The sequence below is a fragment of the Pontibacter locisalis genome (assembly GCF_042684605.1).
GTDB classification, from domain to species: Bacteria; Bacteroidota; Bacteroidia; order Cytophagales; family Hymenobacteraceae; genus Pontibacter; species Pontibacter locisalis.
This window is the reverse complement of the sequence record NZ_JBHULU010000021.1, coordinates 660909-678493: the sequence shown is the minus strand read 5'-3', so window position 1 is coordinate 678493 and position 17585 is coordinate 660909. Positions and strand designations below refer to the sequence as shown.

Below are 17585 nucleotides of genomic sequence, written 5' to 3'. Positions count from 1 at the left end.
AGTACCTTCTGGAAGCCCGCTCTACTTCAATAATATGAAGTAGAGCGGGCTTTTTGTTTTTTTAATGTTCTTCTTATCAAATGCTCCTTCCTAATCATCTAAAAAGCTAATTTAATTAGCAAATTCATTGGGGTGAATGCTAATTTATTTTACCTTTACCTCATGGAGATGATCGTAGGAATAGCCGCATTTTTGGGAGGGCTGGTAGTTGCCTTCCTGGCACTGAAGGGAAAGCTGAATGCTTTGCAGCAAACGGCAAATCAAGCTGCTGTTACCCAAGGCGTGCTGGAGGGCCAGGCAAAGCAAAAAGCTGAGGAGCTGAACCAGCTAAAAAGCCAGTTGCGGGATGCACAGACCGAAACGCTAGAACTGACGAATGCCCTTACGAAAACCGAGACGGACTACGAACATCTGAAGTTACGCCTGCAGGAACAGGGTAAAGAACTGGAGCAGCTTCGTGAGAAGTTTTTGCAGCAGTTCCAGAGCATCTCCAACCAGGTTCTTATGACCAATGCCGAGCACTTTAACAAAGCCTCTTCCGAGAACCTGGAGAGGATTCTGTCGCCGTTAAAGGAGCGCATCAAAGAATTTGAAGCCAAGGTAGATCAGACCTATGAGAAAACCTTAAAAGACAGCGCGTCCCTGAAAGAGCAGATCACGCAGCTTGCCTCTCTTAACCAACAGATGAGCCAGGATGCCCTTAACCTTACCCGTGCCCTGAAAGGGGAAAGCAAAACACAGGGCAACTGGGGGGAATACCTGCTTGAAAGCCTGCTGGAGAAATCCGGTCTGCGTAAAGGGGTGCATTACGAGCGCGAAGAAGTACGCCAGAATGATGAGAAGCAGGTGTACCGCCCGGATGTGATCGTGCGCCTGCCAGATGGGAAACACCTTATCATTGACTCTAAAATGTCGCTGGTAGCCTATGAGGCTTATTGCAGCTGCGAGGATGAGCACCAGCAGGAAGTATACCTGCGTGGGCACATCGGCTCTGTACGAACCCATTACACAGATTTGGGAAAGAAAAACTACCACCGGCTTGCAGGCATCAACTCACCGGATTTTGTGTTGATGTACATTCCGATAGAACCAGCCTTTAACCTGGCCGTGCAGAATGACCACGACCTTTTCACCGATGCCTTTGACAAGAACATCGTGCTTGTTACCACCTCTACCCTACTGGCCACCTTGCGTACGGTGGCAGGTGTGTGGCGCCAGGAAGACCAGAAACGCAACGTGCTGCGAATTGCCGAAGAAAGCGGTAAGCTTTACGATAAGTTTGTAGGCTTTGTAGATGATCTTAAAACCATAGGCAAGCACCTCGAGCATAGCCAGAGCTCCTACAACGCTGCCATGAATAAGCTAACGGATGGAAAAGGCAACCTGATCAGACGCGTGGAAATACTGCGGGAGCTTGGAGCCAAGACTAGCAAAACCATTGATGATAACCTGCTGCAGGAGGCCCAGATCACAGAAGAAATGGAGCGATCCGAATAAGATAATCCCCAGATAAATCCTCCCATAGCCACTATTTAAGAAGGGTTATGTTGTTTAGGAGGCTGATGGGTTAAGGAAGTGCACAGTTTTTGCTTCTACAGCGTAAGAGTGCTATATTAGTTCATAATCCTAAACTCACCTTATGAAAAAACTCATCCTTAGCGGCCTGACCGCCGCCATACTATTCTCTTCCTGCTCCAGCCAGAAAACTGAAACTGCCGGCATGGAACAAACTGTTGAAATGACGGCAGTGCAGCAGGAAGCACAGACTTTCCTGGATAATTATTCCCAGACATTCAAGGACCTGTACACCAAATCGGCAGAAGCTGAGTGGTCAAGCAACACTAAAATTGTAGAAGGCGACACCACCAATGCAGCGGCTACCCGACGTGCTAATGAGGCTTTTGCTGCTTTTACAGGAAGCACAGAGAATATCAACACCGCCAAAGCCATGCTGGAGAAAAAAGACCAGCTAACACCACTACAGGTGAAACAGTTTGAGGCCATTCTGTATGCCGGTGCCAACAATCCGCAGATCATTCCGGAAGTTGTAAAAGCAAGGATTAAGGCGGAAACAGAGCAGACGGAAAAGTTGTACGGCTTTGATTACCGCATCTATGAAAAGTCAGTAAGCACCAACGACATCGACAACATCCTTAAAAGTGAAAAGGACCTGAAGAAGCGCCTGGATGCATGGCAGGCAAGCAAGGCCGTAGGACCTGGTTTAAAAGAAGGCCTGCTTAACCTGCGCAACCTGCGAAATGAAACCGTTCAGAGCCTTGGATACGACGACTACTTTACATACCAGGCTTCTGACTACGGTATGTCTCGTGCCGAGATGATGGACCTGATGCAGCAGATCAACGAAGAGCTTCGCCCCTTGTACCGCGAGCTGCATACGTACGCCCGTTACGAGTTAGCAAAAAAATACGACGTGAAGCAGGTACCGGACTACCTGCCGGCGCACTGGCTGCCAAACCGCTGGGGCCAGGACTGGAGCTCCATGGTAGAAGTAGAAGGAATTGACCTGGATGCTGCTCTAAAGCCTAAAGGAGCAGAGTGGATCGTGCAGCAGGGAGAGCGCTTTTATACCAGCCTTGGCTTTCCGAGCCTTCCGAAGACTTTCTACACCAAGTCCAGCCTTTACCCGCTACCGGCAAACGTAAACTACAAGAAAAACAACCACGCTTCTGCCTGGCACATGGATCTGGATAATGACGTACGCAGCCTGATGAGCGTGGAGCCAAACTCGGAGTGGTATGAAACCACGCATCATGAATTAGGCCACATTTACTACTACATGACCTATACGAACCCAGAGGTACCGGTACTATTGCGTGAGGGTGCCAACCGTGCTTACCATGAGGCAATCGGTTCTTTAATGGGGCTGGCTGCCATGCAGAAACCATTCCTGGCAGAACTAAACCTGATCGACAAAAATGCACAGACAGATGAGGTACAGGCACTGCTGAAAGAGGCGCTGAGTTATGTGGTATTCATACCTTTCTCTTCCGGTGTGATGAGCGAGTGGGAAAACGATTTTTACGCAAATAAACTCCCGGCTAATAAGCTGAATGAGCGCTGGTGGGAATTGAAGAAAAAGTACCAGGGCATTGTGCCACCAACTGATCGTGGTGAGAATTACCTTGATGCTGCCACTAAAACCCACATTAATGATGACGCGGCTCAGTATTACGATTACGCCATGAGTTACATCATCCTGTTCCAGCTACACGATCATATTGCCAAGAACATCCTTAAGCAGGACCCACATGCCACGAACTACTACGGCAAAAAAGAAGTGGGCAATTTCCTGCGCGATATCATGTACCCGGGATCATCTGCCGACTGGCGTGAGATGCTGAAGGAAAAAACAGGCGAAGAGCTTAGTGCCCGCGCCATGGTTGCTTACTTCCAGCCGCTGATGGATTACCTGAAAGAGCAGAACAAAGGCCGAAAGTACACACTCTAAATTTGAGAGTTTGCTTAAGAGCAGTGTCTTAACAGGCACAATAACAAAAGCCGTAGCGATGGTTCGCTACGGCTTTTGTTTTATTTACACTAGGATAAGGTTAAAGCCTCTCTCTTTCCTTTTCGGCTTTAGAGTTCCAGGTTAAGATCACTGCAGTAATATCGGATTGCATCCGCTTATAACCGAATATAAACAGTACCGTGAGCTTAAATGTCGCTGCTATTATTCAGAGTACCTCAGATTAAGGTTCTCTAATAGATAACCGTTAGCTCTAACAAGAGATCCTTATAGGTAAATCAGAGTGAAAGAAATCACACTTGTTGAGGCACTGTCTTACTTTTTGTAATTACTAAGCTTTTGTACCTAACAAATGCTACAGAAAGTGGCAATTACCATAAATAACCTTATATTGTAAAAGCAAAATACTATGGTGGAGTTTGATAAAGTAGTGCTTAAATCAATAAAACTGGCATTCATTAATTAAAACTAACTCCGCACATATTGCCAATAACCGGAATAACTCCTTATACACTATAGTTGGGGCAAATTCAAATGAACAAGATAACAACTATACTTCTATTATTTGTTGCTCTGAACTCCTTCGGGCAAGGAGTACGGATAGACACACTAAAGGTACTATTGTCTCCTAGCTTTGTAGATATACAATCCGAAAGTAACAATTATCCAATTGTGCGGACAGGTGACTCAAGAACAGACTTGTTGATAAACAATGATATAAAAAATAAGCTCACCCACAACGAGTACCCCGAAGCTTCCATGGATTCAACAATTGCTAATTGGGCAGCAGAAGGAATTGTGTATCTTGACTTTCAGGTTACCTACAATAAGCAAGGAATACTATCTCTTAACATAAGTGCCGAAGGTTGTGGAGCCTATTGCACCAGCTGGACCGAGTACTTGAACTACTCAACGTTGACAGGTAAGGCTCTGTATTTAGGTGATGTGGTTGATACCAAAGGGGGCTTTAAGGAGCTGGTGTTGAAACAAAAGAAGGCTCAATATGAAAAACAGAGAAAAGAGCTTAAAAAAATGCTTCTTGACAAGGAGTCAGGACTTGACTCGGCAACATATGACTGGGCACTTGAACATTACAATGACTGCGAAACATCATCTGAACTTACAAGATTTGCTCTACATCAAAATCATTTAGAGATAGTAGAGTCTTGCTATCTGCCGAACGCAATCAAGAATTTGACACCAGTATTTGAATTGAAGTATCAATACTCAGATATTAAGAAGTACTTGAAAATAAAGAACTAGCCCCAACCAAGTATAGCAGTCATGCCTCGGCTGACGCCTCGCCATCTGCTATACCAATCCGTCAGACTGTCTAATAACATCTTACTTCCGGCAACCTTTGTCAAGCTAAGCAGCTAAGTGATACTACACGTATCCTCCTAAGCTATGAAATTCAAACAAGCCTACAGCCGGGACGAGCCTCCCGGTGGTGGGGCCAGCCTGGAGGGGCTGATCTCCGCCGACAACGAGGTGCGCTTCATCGACGCCTTCGTCGATTCGCTTCCGCTCGAAAAATTAGGCTTCCGCACGGACTTCCCCGAGAACGGCCGCCCGGCCTACCATCCATCCATACTGCTCAAGCTGCTGGTCTACGGCTACCTGAACCGCATCCGCTCTTCGCGCTGCCTGGAACGGGAGTGCGGCCGCAACCTGGAGGTGATGTGGCTCTTGGGCCAGCTTCGGCCAGACCACAACACCATCGCCAATTTCCGCAAGAACAACTCAAAGGCCATCACCCGTGTCTTCCGCGCCACGGTTCGGGCGGCGCAGCACTTTCACTTGATCGGCGGCGAGCTTTTGGCCGGCGATAGCACCAAGCTGCGGGCACAGAACTCGAAGAAGAACAACTATAACCGGGGCAAGATCACCCGCCACCTGGCCTAAATTGAAGAGAAACTCACGGCCATTCAGCAGGCCCTGGCGCAGACGAACCAGGTGGAGCGGCTTTTGGATGCGATGGCCCACCACGCGCTGCGGCGCGAGCACTACCTCAGGCTCCTGCACTACCTGGAGGACTCGGGTGAGGACCAGGTCTCCACCTCCGACGCGGAGAGCCGGCAAATGATCATCCGCAACACCATCACGGAAGTAGCTTACAACGTGCAGGCCACGGTGGACGCCCGGCACTGCCTTTTGATCGACTACCGCGTCACCAACCACAACGATCGCCAGGCGATGGGCAATATGCTCCGCAGGGCCAAGAGCATTGTGCGCAACCGCTCTTTCACGGCCCTTTTCGACAAGGGCTACTATGCTGGCTCGGAGCTGGAGACCGCCCAGGGGCTGGGCATCACGGCGCTGGTGGCCGTGCCTGCGCCCGCATCCAACGCGCCGGACCCGGCCTATAACGTTGAGCACTTCGCCTATGACCACACAAGCGATACCTATACCTGCCCCGAGGGCCACACCCTCACCACCAACGGGCACGTCTACACCAAGCACCTGAGCCGGGCTCACCCGACCAGCTTCCACCAGTACCGCACCAAGGCCTGCAAGACGTGCGCGGTGCGTCACCGGTGCACGACAGCCAAAAACGGCAGGCTCATCGAGCGCAATCTCTACTCGCCGGTCTTTGAGCAAAACCGTCAAAACATAGCAGCTAACCCAGAGCTCTACAAGCGCCGGCAGGCTATCGTCGAGCACCCCTTCGGCACCATCAAGCGGCAGTGGGGCTACAGCTACGTGCTCACCAAGCAGGGAATGGAGCGGGCCTCGGCTGACGTGGGCCTGATGCTGGTGGCCTACAACCTGCGCCGCATCTTTAATATCGTCGGTTGGCAGGCGCTGCTGGCCTATGCCAGGGCCCGTGCGGCCTGTTTAGCCTTGCTGAGCGGTTGGAGAGCCTGCTGGCGGGGCTACAGCCAACGTATAAAAAGACTCGCCAGTAGTGCAATATATCTGTAAATCACTATCTTTAACCAAGAAACGAGCAGAAGTTTTTAGACAAACTGGCGTTACACGCAATTAGAGTATTAAAGACAAGCATGAGATAGAACAATACTTTTTCAATAAGTTGAGAGAGTTATATGCTATTCTACATTTTTGGCAATATTTCAAAAAAGAACCTGATATTTCATATAATTTCAAAAGGCTGACGGGTAAGAAACCTACCACAATAGAATCCATTAAAAGAGAAAAAGCAACATTAACAGCTTCCGAAAATCGTGTGTAGCCGTGCTCTGCGGAACACGGCTACACACGATTTTGCCAGGAAAGTTTAAACCACCTTACCCTACCGGAATATTACGCTTGCTTGTAAGCTTCCAGAAAAGTAGACAACCTGTCCAGGGTATGGCTGAGTTCAACAGGCTCTGGCAAGTACACCACCCGGAAATGATCGTGTTGTGGATAGTTGAAGCCTGTGCCCGGAACTAACAGCACGTGTTGCTCAGTCAGAAGATCTAAGGCAAACTGCTGATCATCCCGCACCTTGAACTTATTGAGATCTATTTTAGGGAACATGTAAAAAGCCCCCATTGGCTTTACGCAGCTGATTCCGGGTATGGCAGTCAGCTTTTCATAACAGATCTGCCGTTGCTGCCCTAGCCTGCCCGTAGGCAATGTGAGGTCAAAGATTGTCTGCTGCCCCTCCAAAGCTGCTTCAATGGCATACTGAGCAGGCACATTACTGCAAACACGCAGGCTGGCCATGGTGTTCAGGCCCTGTATGTACCCCCTGCCCTTCTCTTTTGCTCCGCTCACCAGCATCCATCCGGCCCTGAAGCCGGCTGCTAAATAATTTTTTGAGAGACCTCCGAAGGTAACGCAAAGCACCTTATCAGATATAGAAGCCGTAGAAGCATAGGTCACCCCATCGTACAGTATCTTGTCATAAATCTCATCAGAGAAAACAACCAGATCGTGTTCCTCTGCCAGCTTTACCAGTTCCTGGAGTAACTCCTTAGAATAAACAGCTCCGGTAGGATTATTTGGGTTGATGATAACGATAGCTCGTGTACGGCTTGTTATCTTTCGCCTGATGTCGGTTAAATCCGGAAACCAGTCCGATGCCTCATCACAAAGGTAGTGTACCGCCTTGCCTCCGGCAAAGCGGACAGATGCAGTCCAGAGCGGATAATCCGGTGAAGGTACCAGCACCTCGTCCCCTTCGTTCAGCAGTCCCTGTACCGCATGCATGATCAGGTCGCTCACACCATTGCCCAGGAAAATATCATCTGTATGGATATTAAGTATTCCCCTTTCTTCATACTGCTTTTTTAAAGCCTCACGGGCACTTAGCAATCCTTTATGGTCTGAGTAGCCTTGAGCCTGCTGCAGGCTCTGGATTAATCGCTCCGTTACCTCCTGTGGCGCATCAAAGCCAAAAGGCGCGGGATTGCCAATGTTCAGCTTCGTAATGCTGTGCCCCAGCAGTTCCAGCTCTTTTGCTCTCTCATATAATGGTCCGCACAAGTCATACGAAACATTGTTCAGGCGCTCACTTCTCTTGATCATCACGAAAAAAATTTAGCGAAGATAACATACAGTTTCATAGCCTGTACACCTGCTGAGGCTGTATTTTAAAGCAATGCAAAACAGATGCCGCCACTTATACTTCTTCCCCTTCGGTTAATTCAACTTCATACTGCCCACCTGGCAACAGCTTTACCCTGTAAACCTTATCAAAACCTTCGCTTAAGGCAGGCACCTGCAGTTTTTTATGCGTACCATAGATACCTTTATCCGGAACCAGGAAGCGGCCGCTACGGGTACTGTTACGCTGTAGGGCTTCTGCTGAAGTGGACTCAAAGAAGTAGCAGATGACCTCGTACCTGGCAGCCCTGGCCAGTGCCACATACCTGGCTCTTTCTTCGGAAGTAGGGTTGGTGTTATTAACTACAAACCGCATCTGTGTCTGGAGGCAAACTTTCAGGAACTTCAGCTCGCGGTTTCGGGTACGCAGCAGATCCATGCTGATGCGCACATGGCTGTTAAAGAAGTGTTCTTTGTAAAAGGTAGATTTACCGCTGGCCTGAATGCCACAGAAGATAATTGCCTGCATGTGTTGAAATTGCTTTAGTAGGTATAAGCAGTAAGCGACATAGAGGTTACTAATGTGACTTATGAAACTTTCCGGTAAAGCTGCCTTATATTTTACAGGAACTTTTTAAAATTGACTTTAAACCGAATACATAAAATGAAGAAAAGACTGGTGGTGTTATCAGGTGCAGGCATAAGCGCAGAGAGCGGGGTGGCTACGTTCAGGGATGCAGACGGCTTATGGGAAGGGCACGATGTGATGGAGGTAGCCTCTCCGCAGGGCTGGAAAAAGAATCCTGAACTGGTGCTGGACTTTTACAATAAGCGACGCAAAAATGCGCATGAAGTAGAGCCCAACGCCGGGCATAAGGCACTGGCTGATCTGGAAAAAGACTTTGATGTGCGCATTATCACCCAAAACGTTGATAATCTTCATGAAAGGGCTGGCAGCACGAACGTGATACACCTGCACGGAAAATTGTTCGAGAGCCGGAGCACACTGGACCCCAGCCTGATTTACCAGATGGAGGGATGGGAGCTGAACCTGGGAGAAAAGTGTGAACGTGGTTCACAGCTACGCCCAAACATTGTCTGGTTCGGAGAACCTGTACCCATGATGGAAAAGGCCATGGAAGAAACTGTACAGGCAGATATCTTCCTGGTGGTAGGCACCTCCCTGGTGGTTTACCCGGCAGCCGGACTGGTCGATTTTGTTCCCGACGAAGTTCCCATTTTTGTGGTAGACCCAAGGCTTCCTCCCATGCGAAACCGGCCAAACCTATACCTTTATGAGGAGAAGGCCAGCACAGGAATGATAAAAGTTTCCCAGGTATTACGGGAAAGATTCCTCTAACCAAAACACAAGAGGAAAGCAGAAGGCGCAGTTTCTTTGTTGAAGCTGCGCCTTCTGCTTTTTTAATCTCTTTCATTATTCCTCCTGCTTTGCCTTAAGCTCTACCACCCTTTCTCCTAAATCAACAACTTGTGATTACTTGTTTAAGATAAATTACATAAATACATCTAACTTTTTTTTTAGACGTACCTAAATTAATACTTTTGCAAAACTAATTACTTATAAATAGAAATATGTTATACAAAATATTTTTTCTGCTTTTGATCCCTTCTTTAAGCTATGCTCAGAACGGAAGTATAAGCGGCAAAGTGAATTCAGGTGGCAAGGAGCTGCCTTATGCTACTGTTATGTTAAAGGGTACAAAATGGGGAGCCCCGACAGAAGAGAATGGCAAATATGAGATAAGGGATGTGCCACCGGGTACATATCAACTCATCGTCTCTGCCATAGGTTACTTGCCAACTGAAAGAAGTGTACAGGTATCTTTAGGCACAGAAACGGTAGAGAACTTTGTACTACGGGAAGGTAATGCAACCCTGAATGAAGTAGTAGTTACCGGAACGCGCACAAGCCGGCGACGGCTGGAAAGCCCGGTAGCGGTTAACCTGCTCGATAGTAAAACCTTTAACCTCACCCAATCCAACACACTGTCAGAAGGGCTTTGCTTCCAGCCGGGCTTGCGAATGGAGACTGACTGCCAGACGTGTAATTACACGCAGCTGCGCATGAATGGGCTAGGAGGCTCCTATTCCCAGATACTCATCAACAGCAGGCCTGTATTCACCTCACTGATGAGTCTGTACGGGCTGGAGCAAATTCCCACGAACATGATTGACCGTGTAGAAATAGTACGGGGCGGAGGTTCTGTGCTGTATGGCTCCAGTGCCATAGCAGGCACGGTAAACATCATCACGAAAGAGCCTGTTGAAAGCTCTTATACCCTCTCTACAACCTCCTTGATAACAGACGGTGCAGCCTGGGATCATTTCATTAACGCCAATGTGAACACAGTGAACGAGGAACAAAACGCAGGGATCTCCTTCTTCGGGTCATTTCGTGACAGGCAAGCATATGATGCCAATAATGATGACTTTTCAGAACTATCCAGGCTTGACAACAACTCCTTTGGTTTTAATACTTTTTTCAAGCCTACAAAACTCGATAAACTGGAAGTAAACGGCTGGAGCATTTATGAACTGCGGCACGGGGGCAACAAACTGGATAGACCAGCCGACCAGGCCGACCAGTCGGAATACCGGCTGCACAATATACTGGTGGGAGGAGTTAACTATGATCATGTAGCACAGGATGGTAAAACTTCCTACAGTATTTATGGTGCTGCCCAGAATTCTGGGCGCACCCATTATACCGGAATTGATCAATCAGATGGCTGGGGAAAGACGAAGAACCATACCTTACAGGGAGGCTTTCAGTACAACTATATTTTCCATGATTTTCTGGGAGGGCGAAACACTTTTACCACAGGAGCAGAGCATGTGTACGAGTCAATCTTCGATGAGATAGAGGCTTATGCTTTTCTGGTGGACCAGCAAACGAGCCTGACAGGGGTATATCTGCAAAGTGACTGGGATATTACGCCTGCAATCACGGTTCTCTCAGGAATAAGAGCGAACAAACACACCAATGTAACAGGGTTAACCTTTACACCGCGCATCAGCGCCGTTTATAAACTAGGTACCACTACACAAATCAGGGCCTCTTACGCCAGGGGCTTTAAAGCACCCCAGGCATTTGAAACAGACCTGCATATTGCTTTTGCCGCCGGCGGAGTTTCACTGATCCAGGTTGACCCGGGTCTTCAGGAAGAAACCTCCAACAGCTTTAGTGCTTCTCTTGATTTTAATAAAGCAAGTGAGGAAATGATTTTTGGTTTTACCCTGGATGGCTTTTACACCAGGTTAATAGATGCCTTTGTATTGGAGGAGCTCGGTACAGATGAACAGGGCAACCAGAGACTGCTCCGTAAAAACGGAGGCAATTCTACTGTAAAAGGAATCACGTTGGAAGGGCGGCTAAATTATAGTCAGCTTTTCCAGGTAGAGACAGGCATCACTTTTCAACGGTCGTTTTACGATTCCCCGGTTGCCTGGTCGTCTGAGATCAGCCCCACCCGGGAATACCTCCGGACACCCAACACCTATGGCTATTACGTGCTCACCATGCTGCCCCAGAGCAGGTTTACGGCGGCCTTTTCAGGAGTATTAACAGGCCCGATGAAGGTGCCGCACTTCGGGGGAGCACCCGGCGTGACAGAGGATGCCCTTGTTACATCACCAACATTCCTGGAAAACAACCTGAAGCTGGCTTACCGGTTCACGTTTGACAACATTAAAAAAGACCTTCAGCTAAGTGCAGGAGTTCAGAATATATTCAATGCCTATCAATCTGATTTCGATATTGGTAAAAACAGAGACAGCAACTATGTTTATGGCCCTGCCAGGCCCCGCACCTTCTTTGTAGGGTTGAAATTCGGATTGATGTAATCTGTGAACCCATTATAGTCTAAACCCTTAGGAACCTTACAGATAAATAAATGCGTAGTACCTAATGTTCATCAAAACGCAATGACTATGAACTACAAATACAGATTACTCTCTACACCAGATACCTGGAGCCTTACGATTGTCCGTGTCTTTCTTGGCCTGGTACTCTTCCCGCACGGTGCCCAGAAGCTGCTTGGCTGGTACGGTGGTCACGGTCCCTCTGGCTTCATAAGCTCTTTTGAGCAAATGACGGGTTGGCCCGGTTTCCTGGCCTGGATAGTGATCATAATAGAGTTTGTTGGATCACTCTGCCTGATTGTTGGTTTCTGGACCCGTTTCTGGGCTTTCAGCATCATCTGCCTTTTCACAGGAATTGTGCTGATGGTCCACCTGCAGTATGGGTTCTTTATGAACTGGGGCGGCAACAAAGCCGGCGAAGGATTTGAGTATCACCTTCTGGTAATCGGTATGGCCTGGGCATTGACTGTGGGTGGCGCCGGTTATTTAAGTATAGACAAAGAAATGGCCGGAAAAGACCGTGCTTTCTAAAGAAAGAGAGGCGGATTAATCTTCCGCCTCTTCTCCTTTTTCAACAATATCACCTTCAGAAAAAAGGATTATCTTCATCATTTCACGCCACTTTGGCTTTTTGCGTAGCAGGAACTCCAGGTCCATTCCAAAGTGCTTGAACTCCTCTTCCTGTGCGTTCTGCATAATAGCTTTTGCCTCCTCATCTTTTTCTACAGATATACGCTGTTCGTACCAGCTGATGGCTTCGGCTTCTTCTATCACAGAGGTAATCATGCGCACAAAAGTGCGTGTCTCCTGTGAAAGCTCCTGAGGTGGTTCATGGTATTGTTCTGTCGGCATAAGTATAGCTTTTATCTTAAGGTTAACTTCTCCTACCCTAACGCCATATACCCTTTTTTGTTCAGGCCTGTTCCAAACTGGTGTTACCAGGCTCCCACTTTATTCCCTGCTCATACCAAAGCTCACCGTACCTGATCTGAAGCGGTGACGGTATGTTGTTGTGGTAAAGTTGCCCGGTGCCAAGTCCCTGGGGCATTGTAATATCATAGTTTGCAGTAAACTGGCTGATCGCATTAAGCCCAATGTTCGACTCCAGTGCAGATGTCATCCACCAGCCAATACTTCGATCCTCTGCCAGGTCTATCCATTCCGCACTGGCAGCCAGTCCGCCAACTAATGTAGGCTTAAGGATGATGTACTGCGGATTTATCTTTTCCAGTAACCGTACTTTTTCATCTGTGTGCTGCACCCCGATCAGCTCTTCATCAAGGGCAATAGGAACAGGGGTATACGCGCAAAGTTGTGCCATCTCCTCGGGCTGTCCCTGCCTGATAGGTTGCTCTATGGAGTGAATGTCATACTTTGCCAACCGCTCCAGCTTCTTATAAGCTTCCTGAGGCGAAAAGGCACCATTGGCATCTACCCGAATAGTAAGGCAGTCTGCCCCTGCCGTTTCCCGGATGCTTTGCAGCATCTCCAGCTCCTGTTTAAAATCTAAGCCACCAATCTTGAGTTTTAGGCAGGAATAGCCATCTTCGAGCTTCTGTTCAATCTGCCGGCGCATAAAGGTTTCTTCCCCCATCCAGATCAGCCCATTAATGGGTATCCCGGCTTCCCCTCTGCTAAAGGCGTTCCCGTAAATTTTATGGCTCCCCCCATTTTTAAGATCCAGCAGGGCGGTTTCAAGAGCAAAGCGCAGAGCAGGCCATCCTTCCAGTTCAAGCGCTTCGGGCAAGGCCTCTCCTGCTGTTAGCTGTACCTCCTCCGCGTTTACCAGGCGCACTACCTCCTTTATTTTATCCTCTAGTTCCGGCCGGTAATCAATACTCAGGCCCGCTAAGGGTGCACATTCCCCAATACCTTTCTCCTCCGGTTTGTCTTCGGAGAAAACACTGACATAAAACACCTTATGGTTTTGAATAGCACCCCGCGAAGTACGCGCGGCGAACTTGAATTCTAATAAATGGGACGTATAGCTAAGTCGCAGGCTCATGTAAAACTGTTACTGAATTTTAGGCAAGTTAAACCATAACTAATAATTATGACGTAGATATAGTGCTAAGTATATAGTGTCGCGGCTAAGCCAGTGTGTACACCCTGTAACCAGTGAGTTGCACTGAAAGAACGAAACAGCCACTTAGAATGTAGCTGACATCCTTGCGGAACAGAATATTTAAACCACATGCCGCCTCACTTGTTTATAGTTAATACCACTTACTGGCTAAACAAACTCAATGTTTACTTATGAGCACTCTCATCGCCTCTTCCACAGAAGTTGTTCTACAGCAGTACAAACAGATTCGTGCCCGCACCGAGCACATTTGTCAACCCCTGGAACCCGAAGATACTGTAGTGCAGCCCATAGTGGATGTAAGTCCGCCAAAGTGGCATATGGCACATACAAGCTGGTTTTTTGAAACGTTTGTACTAAAGCCCTATTTGCCTGGATACAAACTCTTTCATGAGCAGTACAGCTACCTTTTTAACTCTTACTATAACAGTGTGGGCAGCCGGGTTCAACGCGATCAGCGCAGTACACTCACCCGTCCGCCCTTACGGGATATCTATGCTTACCGCCAGCATGTGGATGAGCACCTGAGCAAATTACTGCAGCAAATACCTGACACGAAAGCCGCAGAAATGCTACCAGTGCTGCAGTTGGGCTTACAGCACGAACAACAGCACCAGGAGTTGCTCATCACAGACATCAAATATATTCTCAGCACGAATCCGCTTCTGCCTGCTTACAAACCACAGGTAAACTCAGGGCAAGAGCAAAAAGGCGTAAAGCAAAAGTTTCTGGATATTCCCGGAGGCAAATATGAGATTGGATATAAGGGAAATGACTTTTGCTTTGACAATGAACTGGGGGTGCATGATGTATGGCTGGATGATTTTCAGGTCATGAACCGCCTGGTGACAAATGAAGAGTACCTTGAGTTTATGCAGGATGGCGGCTACACGGACTTCAGGCACTGGCTGGATGAAGGCTTTGCGCTGGTAAACTGCAACAAACTGGAAGCGCCTCTTTACTGGCTGCAGCAGGACGGAGAATGGTGCAGGTTTACCATGCACGGCCTGGAGAAAGTTAACCTCAACGCCCCTGTTTGCCAGTTAAGCTTTTACGAGGCTGATGCTTTTGCCAACTGGTCCGGAAAACGCCTCCTGACTGAGTTCGAGTGGGAAGCTGCTTCTCAGGTCTACCCACCCACAGGAGGCAATTTTGTAGAGAGTGAACTTCTCGAACCCAAAGCGGCAGATCCGTCAGAAGAAGGATTGCAGCAGTTATATGGCGATGTGTGGGAATGGACCTACAGTGCTTATCACCCTTATCCTGGTTTTACAAAAGCACCGGGTGCCATTGGCGAGTATAATGGAAAGTTCATGATCAACCAGATGGTGCTTCGGGGCGGCTCCTGTGCCACGCCGGAAAATCACATTCGCACCACATACCGTAACTTCTTTCACCCGGATAAGCGCTGGCAATACAATGGTATCCGGCTCGCTAACAAATAATGATGGAATTAAACTCTACTCTAGCACCCATGATTGAATTAAGCCGCACAGAAGACGGCAGCAATAAAAACGGAGCCTTTGCCAAAGATGTGGCAGATGGTCTGAGCCAGAAGCAGAAGCACCTGCCCTCCCGCTACTTTTATGATGGCAAGGGAAGCCAGCTTTTCCAGCAGATCATGGATTTGCCCGAATACTACCTTACCCGCGCAGAGTTTGAGGTATTAACAGATAACCAGGAAGCCATGGTGCAGCACTTTGCCCATGAAGGCTTTTTTCATATGATCGACCTGGGTGCCGGCGATGCACTTAAGACCAAGATCCTGATCCGGCAGCTGACAAAACAACAAAGCAGTTTCGACTATGTACCCGTAGATATATCAGGCGATGCTATGAAGCAGCTAACCAAAAGCCTGCAGGAAGAAATGCCAGAGGTAGGTGTACAGGCTGTGGTAGGAGAATACTTCAAAGCGCTGCAGTGGCTACAGCAAAACAAGTCTGAACGTAAAGTGGTGCTGTTCCTGGGGTCCAACATCGGCAACTTCGAAATGAAGGAAAGTGTGGAATTCCTCTGCTCGATGCGCAGTTATTTAGGCGCCGGGGATAAACTCCTGATGGGGGTTGATCTGCGAAAAGACCCTGACACTATCTTGAATGCTTATGATGATGCAGCTGGCATTACCGCAGAGTTTAACCTGAACCTGTTGCACCGCATAAACCGCGAGTTAGGAGGAGAATTTGATGTCGATCAGTTTCAGCATTACGCTATGTACAACCCTTTGGAAGGCGTGATGCGCAGTTTCCTGATCAGCCTGAAAGAGCAGGATGTTTACATACGCGATACCGGGCGCACTTTCCACTTCGATGCATGGGAGGCGATCCATACGGAGAACTCACACAAGTACTTTATTGAACAGGTAAAAGAACTGGGTCAGCAATGTGGCTTTAAGATAGAAACAGTCTTCTATGACAGCCGCAGAGGCTTTGCTGATGTTCTTTTTACCACCGAATAGATTTTACCCTTTGCTATAAAAATCCACCCCCGTAAATTATTGCATGGAATATATTTCTCTTGCCTCTGGTGCCAGTTATTTTCAAAGCCCTGATGAAGCCGTGTCTACAGCTATTGATGCTTTACAGTCAGGCAAAACCTTTTATGGTCCTACAGAAGGAACAGAAGGATTGCGCAAAGCTGTCTGTAGACGGTATGAAGGAGAAGGCGCAACATTAGACCCGGAACAGGTTTTGATTACCCCTGGCAGCAAACAGGCACTTTTCAACCTTTTCACCATTCTTTTAAGGCAAGGGGATGAAGTTATAGTGCCTACCCCGGCATGGTTTGGCTTTCATGAGTTAATGAAGTATAGCTGCGGTGTTTTAAAGCCACTCCCAACCAGATTGGAAGAGGCGTATAAACTCACCCCTGACATGCTCCGAAAATCCCTGACCAATAGCAGCCGTATACTTTTACTAACCAATCCCGGCAACCCTACAGGTAAACTGTACAGCAAAGATGAACTGGAGGAACTGCTGGAGGTGGTAAACGAATACCCAAACCTATACCTGGTATCAGATGAGATATACGACCATATTACTTACAGTCGGCCTTTTACTTCTGTCCTTTCCTGCGAAGGGGCACAAAGAGAAAAAACAATCGTCATAAACGGGTTCTCGAAGAACTATGCCATGTCAGGCTGGCGTATTGGCTACATGGTGGGTCCGGCAGAGCTAATAAAGAAATGCACGGATTTCCAGGGAAGCACCTTATCTGGTGTCAGTGTTTTTGTGCAGGATGCTGCACAAGCCACACTACATGCAAGTGATAAGGCGCTAGCTCCTATGATACGTACGCTCAAGCACAACAGGGAGCTAATGAGGGAGGCACTTGACCAGGTGCCTGAAGTCCGGTATTTTGAACCAGAGGGTGCCTATTATTTCTTTCCTGATTTCAGCCACTATCTATCAAAAGGACCTTCAGCAGGCACACCGACAGGAACCGGCGCCGGTTTGTGGACTTATCTTCGGGAACAGTATAGCTTAGAACTAGCTCCCGGTGAAAACTTCGGTGCACCAGGACATGCACGGATGTCCTTTGCCATTGAAACACCCAGGCTTACCGAGGCCATGCAAAGGCTCCAGGACGGATTGGCAACTTACACTGACAAAAAATAGCACCTCTTTAAAAGAGTTTAAATTT

The 17585-nt window shown here is 48.0% G+C and carries 15 protein-coding genes; 11 read left to right on the top strand and 4 right to left on the bottom strand.

The genetic code is table 11. The features are described from left to right. The first annotated feature begins 162 nt into the window (after positions 1-162). The 5 genes from rmuC (at position 163) to ACFSRY_RS16885 (ending at position 6412) form a co-directional block, all read left to right on the top strand. Entirely contained in the window at positions 163-1497 is a 1335-nt protein-coding gene (rmuC, locus tag ACFSRY_RS16905) for a DNA recombination protein RmuC (RefSeq protein ID WP_377510519.1), read from the top strand. A 142-nt stretch (positions 1498-1639) separates the two neighbouring features. Next, positions 1640-3469: a M2 family metallopeptidase gene (locus tag ACFSRY_RS16900; protein WP_377510516.1), complete on the top strand. Its 1830-nt coding sequence runs from the start codon at positions 1640-1642 to the stop codon at positions 3467-3469. Between the two features lie 552 nt (positions 3470-4021). Next, the gene (locus ACFSRY_RS16895) at positions 4022-4750 is read left to right on the top strand and encodes a hypothetical protein (RefSeq protein WP_377510513.1); all 729 of its coding nucleotides are present in this window, start codon (positions 4022-4024) and stop codon (positions 4748-4750) included. A 144-nt stretch (positions 4751-4894) separates the two neighbouring features. After that, the gene (locus ACFSRY_RS16890) at positions 4895-5392 is read left to right on the top strand and encodes a transposase (RefSeq protein WP_377510510.1); all 498 of its coding nucleotides are present in this window, start codon (positions 4895-4897) and stop codon (positions 5390-5392) included. A 51-nt stretch (positions 5393-5443) separates the two neighbouring features. Continuing rightward, positions 5444-6412 (top strand): transposase, encoded by a 969-nt coding sequence (locus tag ACFSRY_RS16885; protein WP_377510507.1) that lies wholly within the window; start codon positions 5444-5446, stop codon positions 6410-6412. Positions 6413-6751: 339 nt separating this feature from the next. Here the strand turns inward: ACFSRY_RS16885 and ACFSRY_RS16880 are convergent, their stop codons facing one another. Both ACFSRY_RS16880 and ACFSRY_RS16875 read right to left on the bottom strand, forming a co-directional pair. Next, positions 6752-7963, bottom strand: coding sequence for a pyridoxal phosphate-dependent aminotransferase (locus ACFSRY_RS16880; protein WP_377510504.1), 1212 nt, complete (start codon positions 7961-7963; stop codon positions 6752-6754). Between the two features lie 94 nt (positions 7964-8057). Beyond that, positions 8058-8510: an AAA family ATPase gene (locus tag ACFSRY_RS16875; RefSeq protein ID WP_377510501.1), complete on the bottom strand. Its 453-nt coding sequence runs from the start codon at positions 8508-8510 to the stop codon at positions 8058-8060. 135 nt (positions 8511-8645) lie between these two features. Here ACFSRY_RS16875 and ACFSRY_RS16870 point away from each other — a divergent pair, with 135 nt between their 5' ends. From ACFSRY_RS16870 to ACFSRY_RS16860, 3 genes are all read left to right on the top strand, one after another. After that, positions 8646-9341, top strand: a complete 696-nt coding sequence (locus tag ACFSRY_RS16870) for an SIR2 family NAD-dependent protein deacylase (RefSeq protein ID WP_377510498.1) — start codon at positions 8646-8648, stop codon at positions 9339-9341. Between the two features lie 233 nt (positions 9342-9574). Then, entirely contained in the window at positions 9575-11845 is a 2271-nt protein-coding gene (locus ACFSRY_RS16865; RefSeq protein WP_377510495.1) for a TonB-dependent receptor, read from the top strand. Between the two features lie 87 nt (positions 11846-11932). Further along, positions 11933-12394: a DoxX family protein gene (locus ACFSRY_RS16860; RefSeq protein ID WP_377510492.1), complete on the top strand. Its 462-nt coding sequence runs from the start codon at positions 11933-11935 to the stop codon at positions 12392-12394. A gap of 15 nt (positions 12395-12409) precedes the next feature. On the opposite strand, the gene ACFSRY_RS16855 is transcribed toward ACFSRY_RS16860, so the two are convergent. Together ACFSRY_RS16855 and ACFSRY_RS16850 are read right to left on the bottom strand one after the other, a co-directional pair. After that, the gene (locus ACFSRY_RS16855; protein ID WP_377510489.1) at positions 12410-12715 is read right to left on the bottom strand and encodes a ferritin family protein; all 306 of its coding nucleotides are present in this window, start codon (positions 12713-12715) and stop codon (positions 12410-12412) included. 61 nt (positions 12716-12776) lie between these two features. Further along, complete coding sequence (locus ACFSRY_RS16850) at positions 12777-13868, bottom strand: o-succinylbenzoate synthase (RefSeq protein WP_377510486.1); 1092 nt, start codon at positions 13866-13868, stop codon at positions 12777-12779. 251 nt (positions 13869-14119) lie between these two features. Between ACFSRY_RS16850 and egtB the strand changes: the two genes are divergently transcribed. From egtB to ACFSRY_RS16835, 3 genes are read left to right on the top strand one after another with little or no spacing between them, the layout of a single operon-like run. Further along, positions 14120-15391 (top strand): ergothioneine biosynthesis protein EgtB, encoded by a 1272-nt coding sequence (gene egtB, locus ACFSRY_RS16845; RefSeq protein WP_377510483.1) that lies wholly within the window; start codon positions 14120-14122, stop codon positions 15389-15391. Between the two features lie 29 nt (positions 15392-15420). Then, complete coding sequence (gene egtD, locus ACFSRY_RS16840; protein WP_377510480.1) at positions 15421-16401, top strand: L-histidine N(alpha)-methyltransferase; 981 nt, start codon at positions 15421-15423, stop codon at positions 16399-16401. Between the two features lie 43 nt (positions 16402-16444). Further along, positions 16445-17560: a pyridoxal phosphate-dependent aminotransferase gene (locus ACFSRY_RS16835; protein ID WP_377510477.1), complete on the top strand. Its 1116-nt coding sequence runs from the start codon at positions 16445-16447 to the stop codon at positions 17558-17560. Positions 17561-17585 lie beyond the last annotated feature (25 nt).

What these genes read in the sequence shown, in the direction of transcription:
- ACFSRY_RS16880 (WP_377510504.1), bottom strand. Translation starts at nt 7,963, where the DNA reads ATGATCAAGAGAAGTGAGCGCCTGAACAATGTTTCGTATGACTTGTGC.
- ACFSRY_RS16855 (WP_377510489.1), bottom strand. Translation starts at nt 12,715, where the DNA reads ATGCCGACAGAACAATACCATGAACCACCTCAGGAGCTTTCACAGGAG.
- ACFSRY_RS16900 (WP_377510516.1), top strand. Translation starts at nt 1,640, where the DNA reads ATGAAAAAACTCATCCTTAGCGGCCTGACCGCCGCCATACTATTCTCT.
- ACFSRY_RS16895 (WP_377510513.1), top strand. Translation starts at nt 4,022, where the DNA reads ATGAACAAGATAACAACTATACTTCTATTATTTGTTGCTCTGAACTCC.
- ACFSRY_RS16870 (WP_377510498.1), top strand. Translation starts at nt 8,646, where the DNA reads ATGAAGAAAAGACTGGTGGTGTTATCAGGTGCAGGCATAAGCGCAGAG.
- egtB (WP_377510483.1), top strand. Translation starts at nt 14,120, where the DNA reads ATGAGCACTCTCATCGCCTCTTCCACAGAAGTTGTTCTACAGCAGTAC.
- ACFSRY_RS16890 (WP_377510510.1), top strand. Translation starts at nt 4,895, where the DNA reads ATGAAATTCAAACAAGCCTACAGCCGGGACGAGCCTCCCGGTGGTGGG.
- rmuC (WP_377510519.1), top strand. Translation starts at nt 163, where the DNA reads ATGGAGATGATCGTAGGAATAGCCGCATTTTTGGGAGGGCTGGTAGTT.
- ACFSRY_RS16860 (WP_377510492.1), top strand. Translation starts at nt 11,933, where the DNA reads ATGAACTACAAATACAGATTACTCTCTACACCAGATACCTGGAGCCTT.
- ACFSRY_RS16850 (WP_377510486.1), bottom strand. Translation starts at nt 13,868, where the DNA reads ATGAGCCTGCGACTTAGCTATACGTCCCATTTATTAGAATTCAAGTTC.
- ACFSRY_RS16865 (WP_377510495.1), top strand. Translation starts at nt 9,575, where the DNA reads ATGTTATACAAAATATTTTTTCTGCTTTTGATCCCTTCTTTAAGCTAT.
- egtD (WP_377510480.1), top strand. Translation starts at nt 15,421, where the DNA reads ATGATTGAATTAAGCCGCACAGAAGACGGCAGCAATAAAAACGGAGCC.
- ACFSRY_RS16875 (WP_377510501.1), bottom strand. Translation starts at nt 8,510, where the DNA reads ATGCAGGCAATTATCTTCTGTGGCATTCAGGCCAGCGGTAAATCTACC.
- ACFSRY_RS16835 (WP_377510477.1), top strand. Translation starts at nt 16,445, where the DNA reads ATGGAATATATTTCTCTTGCCTCTGGTGCCAGTTATTTTCAAAGCCCT.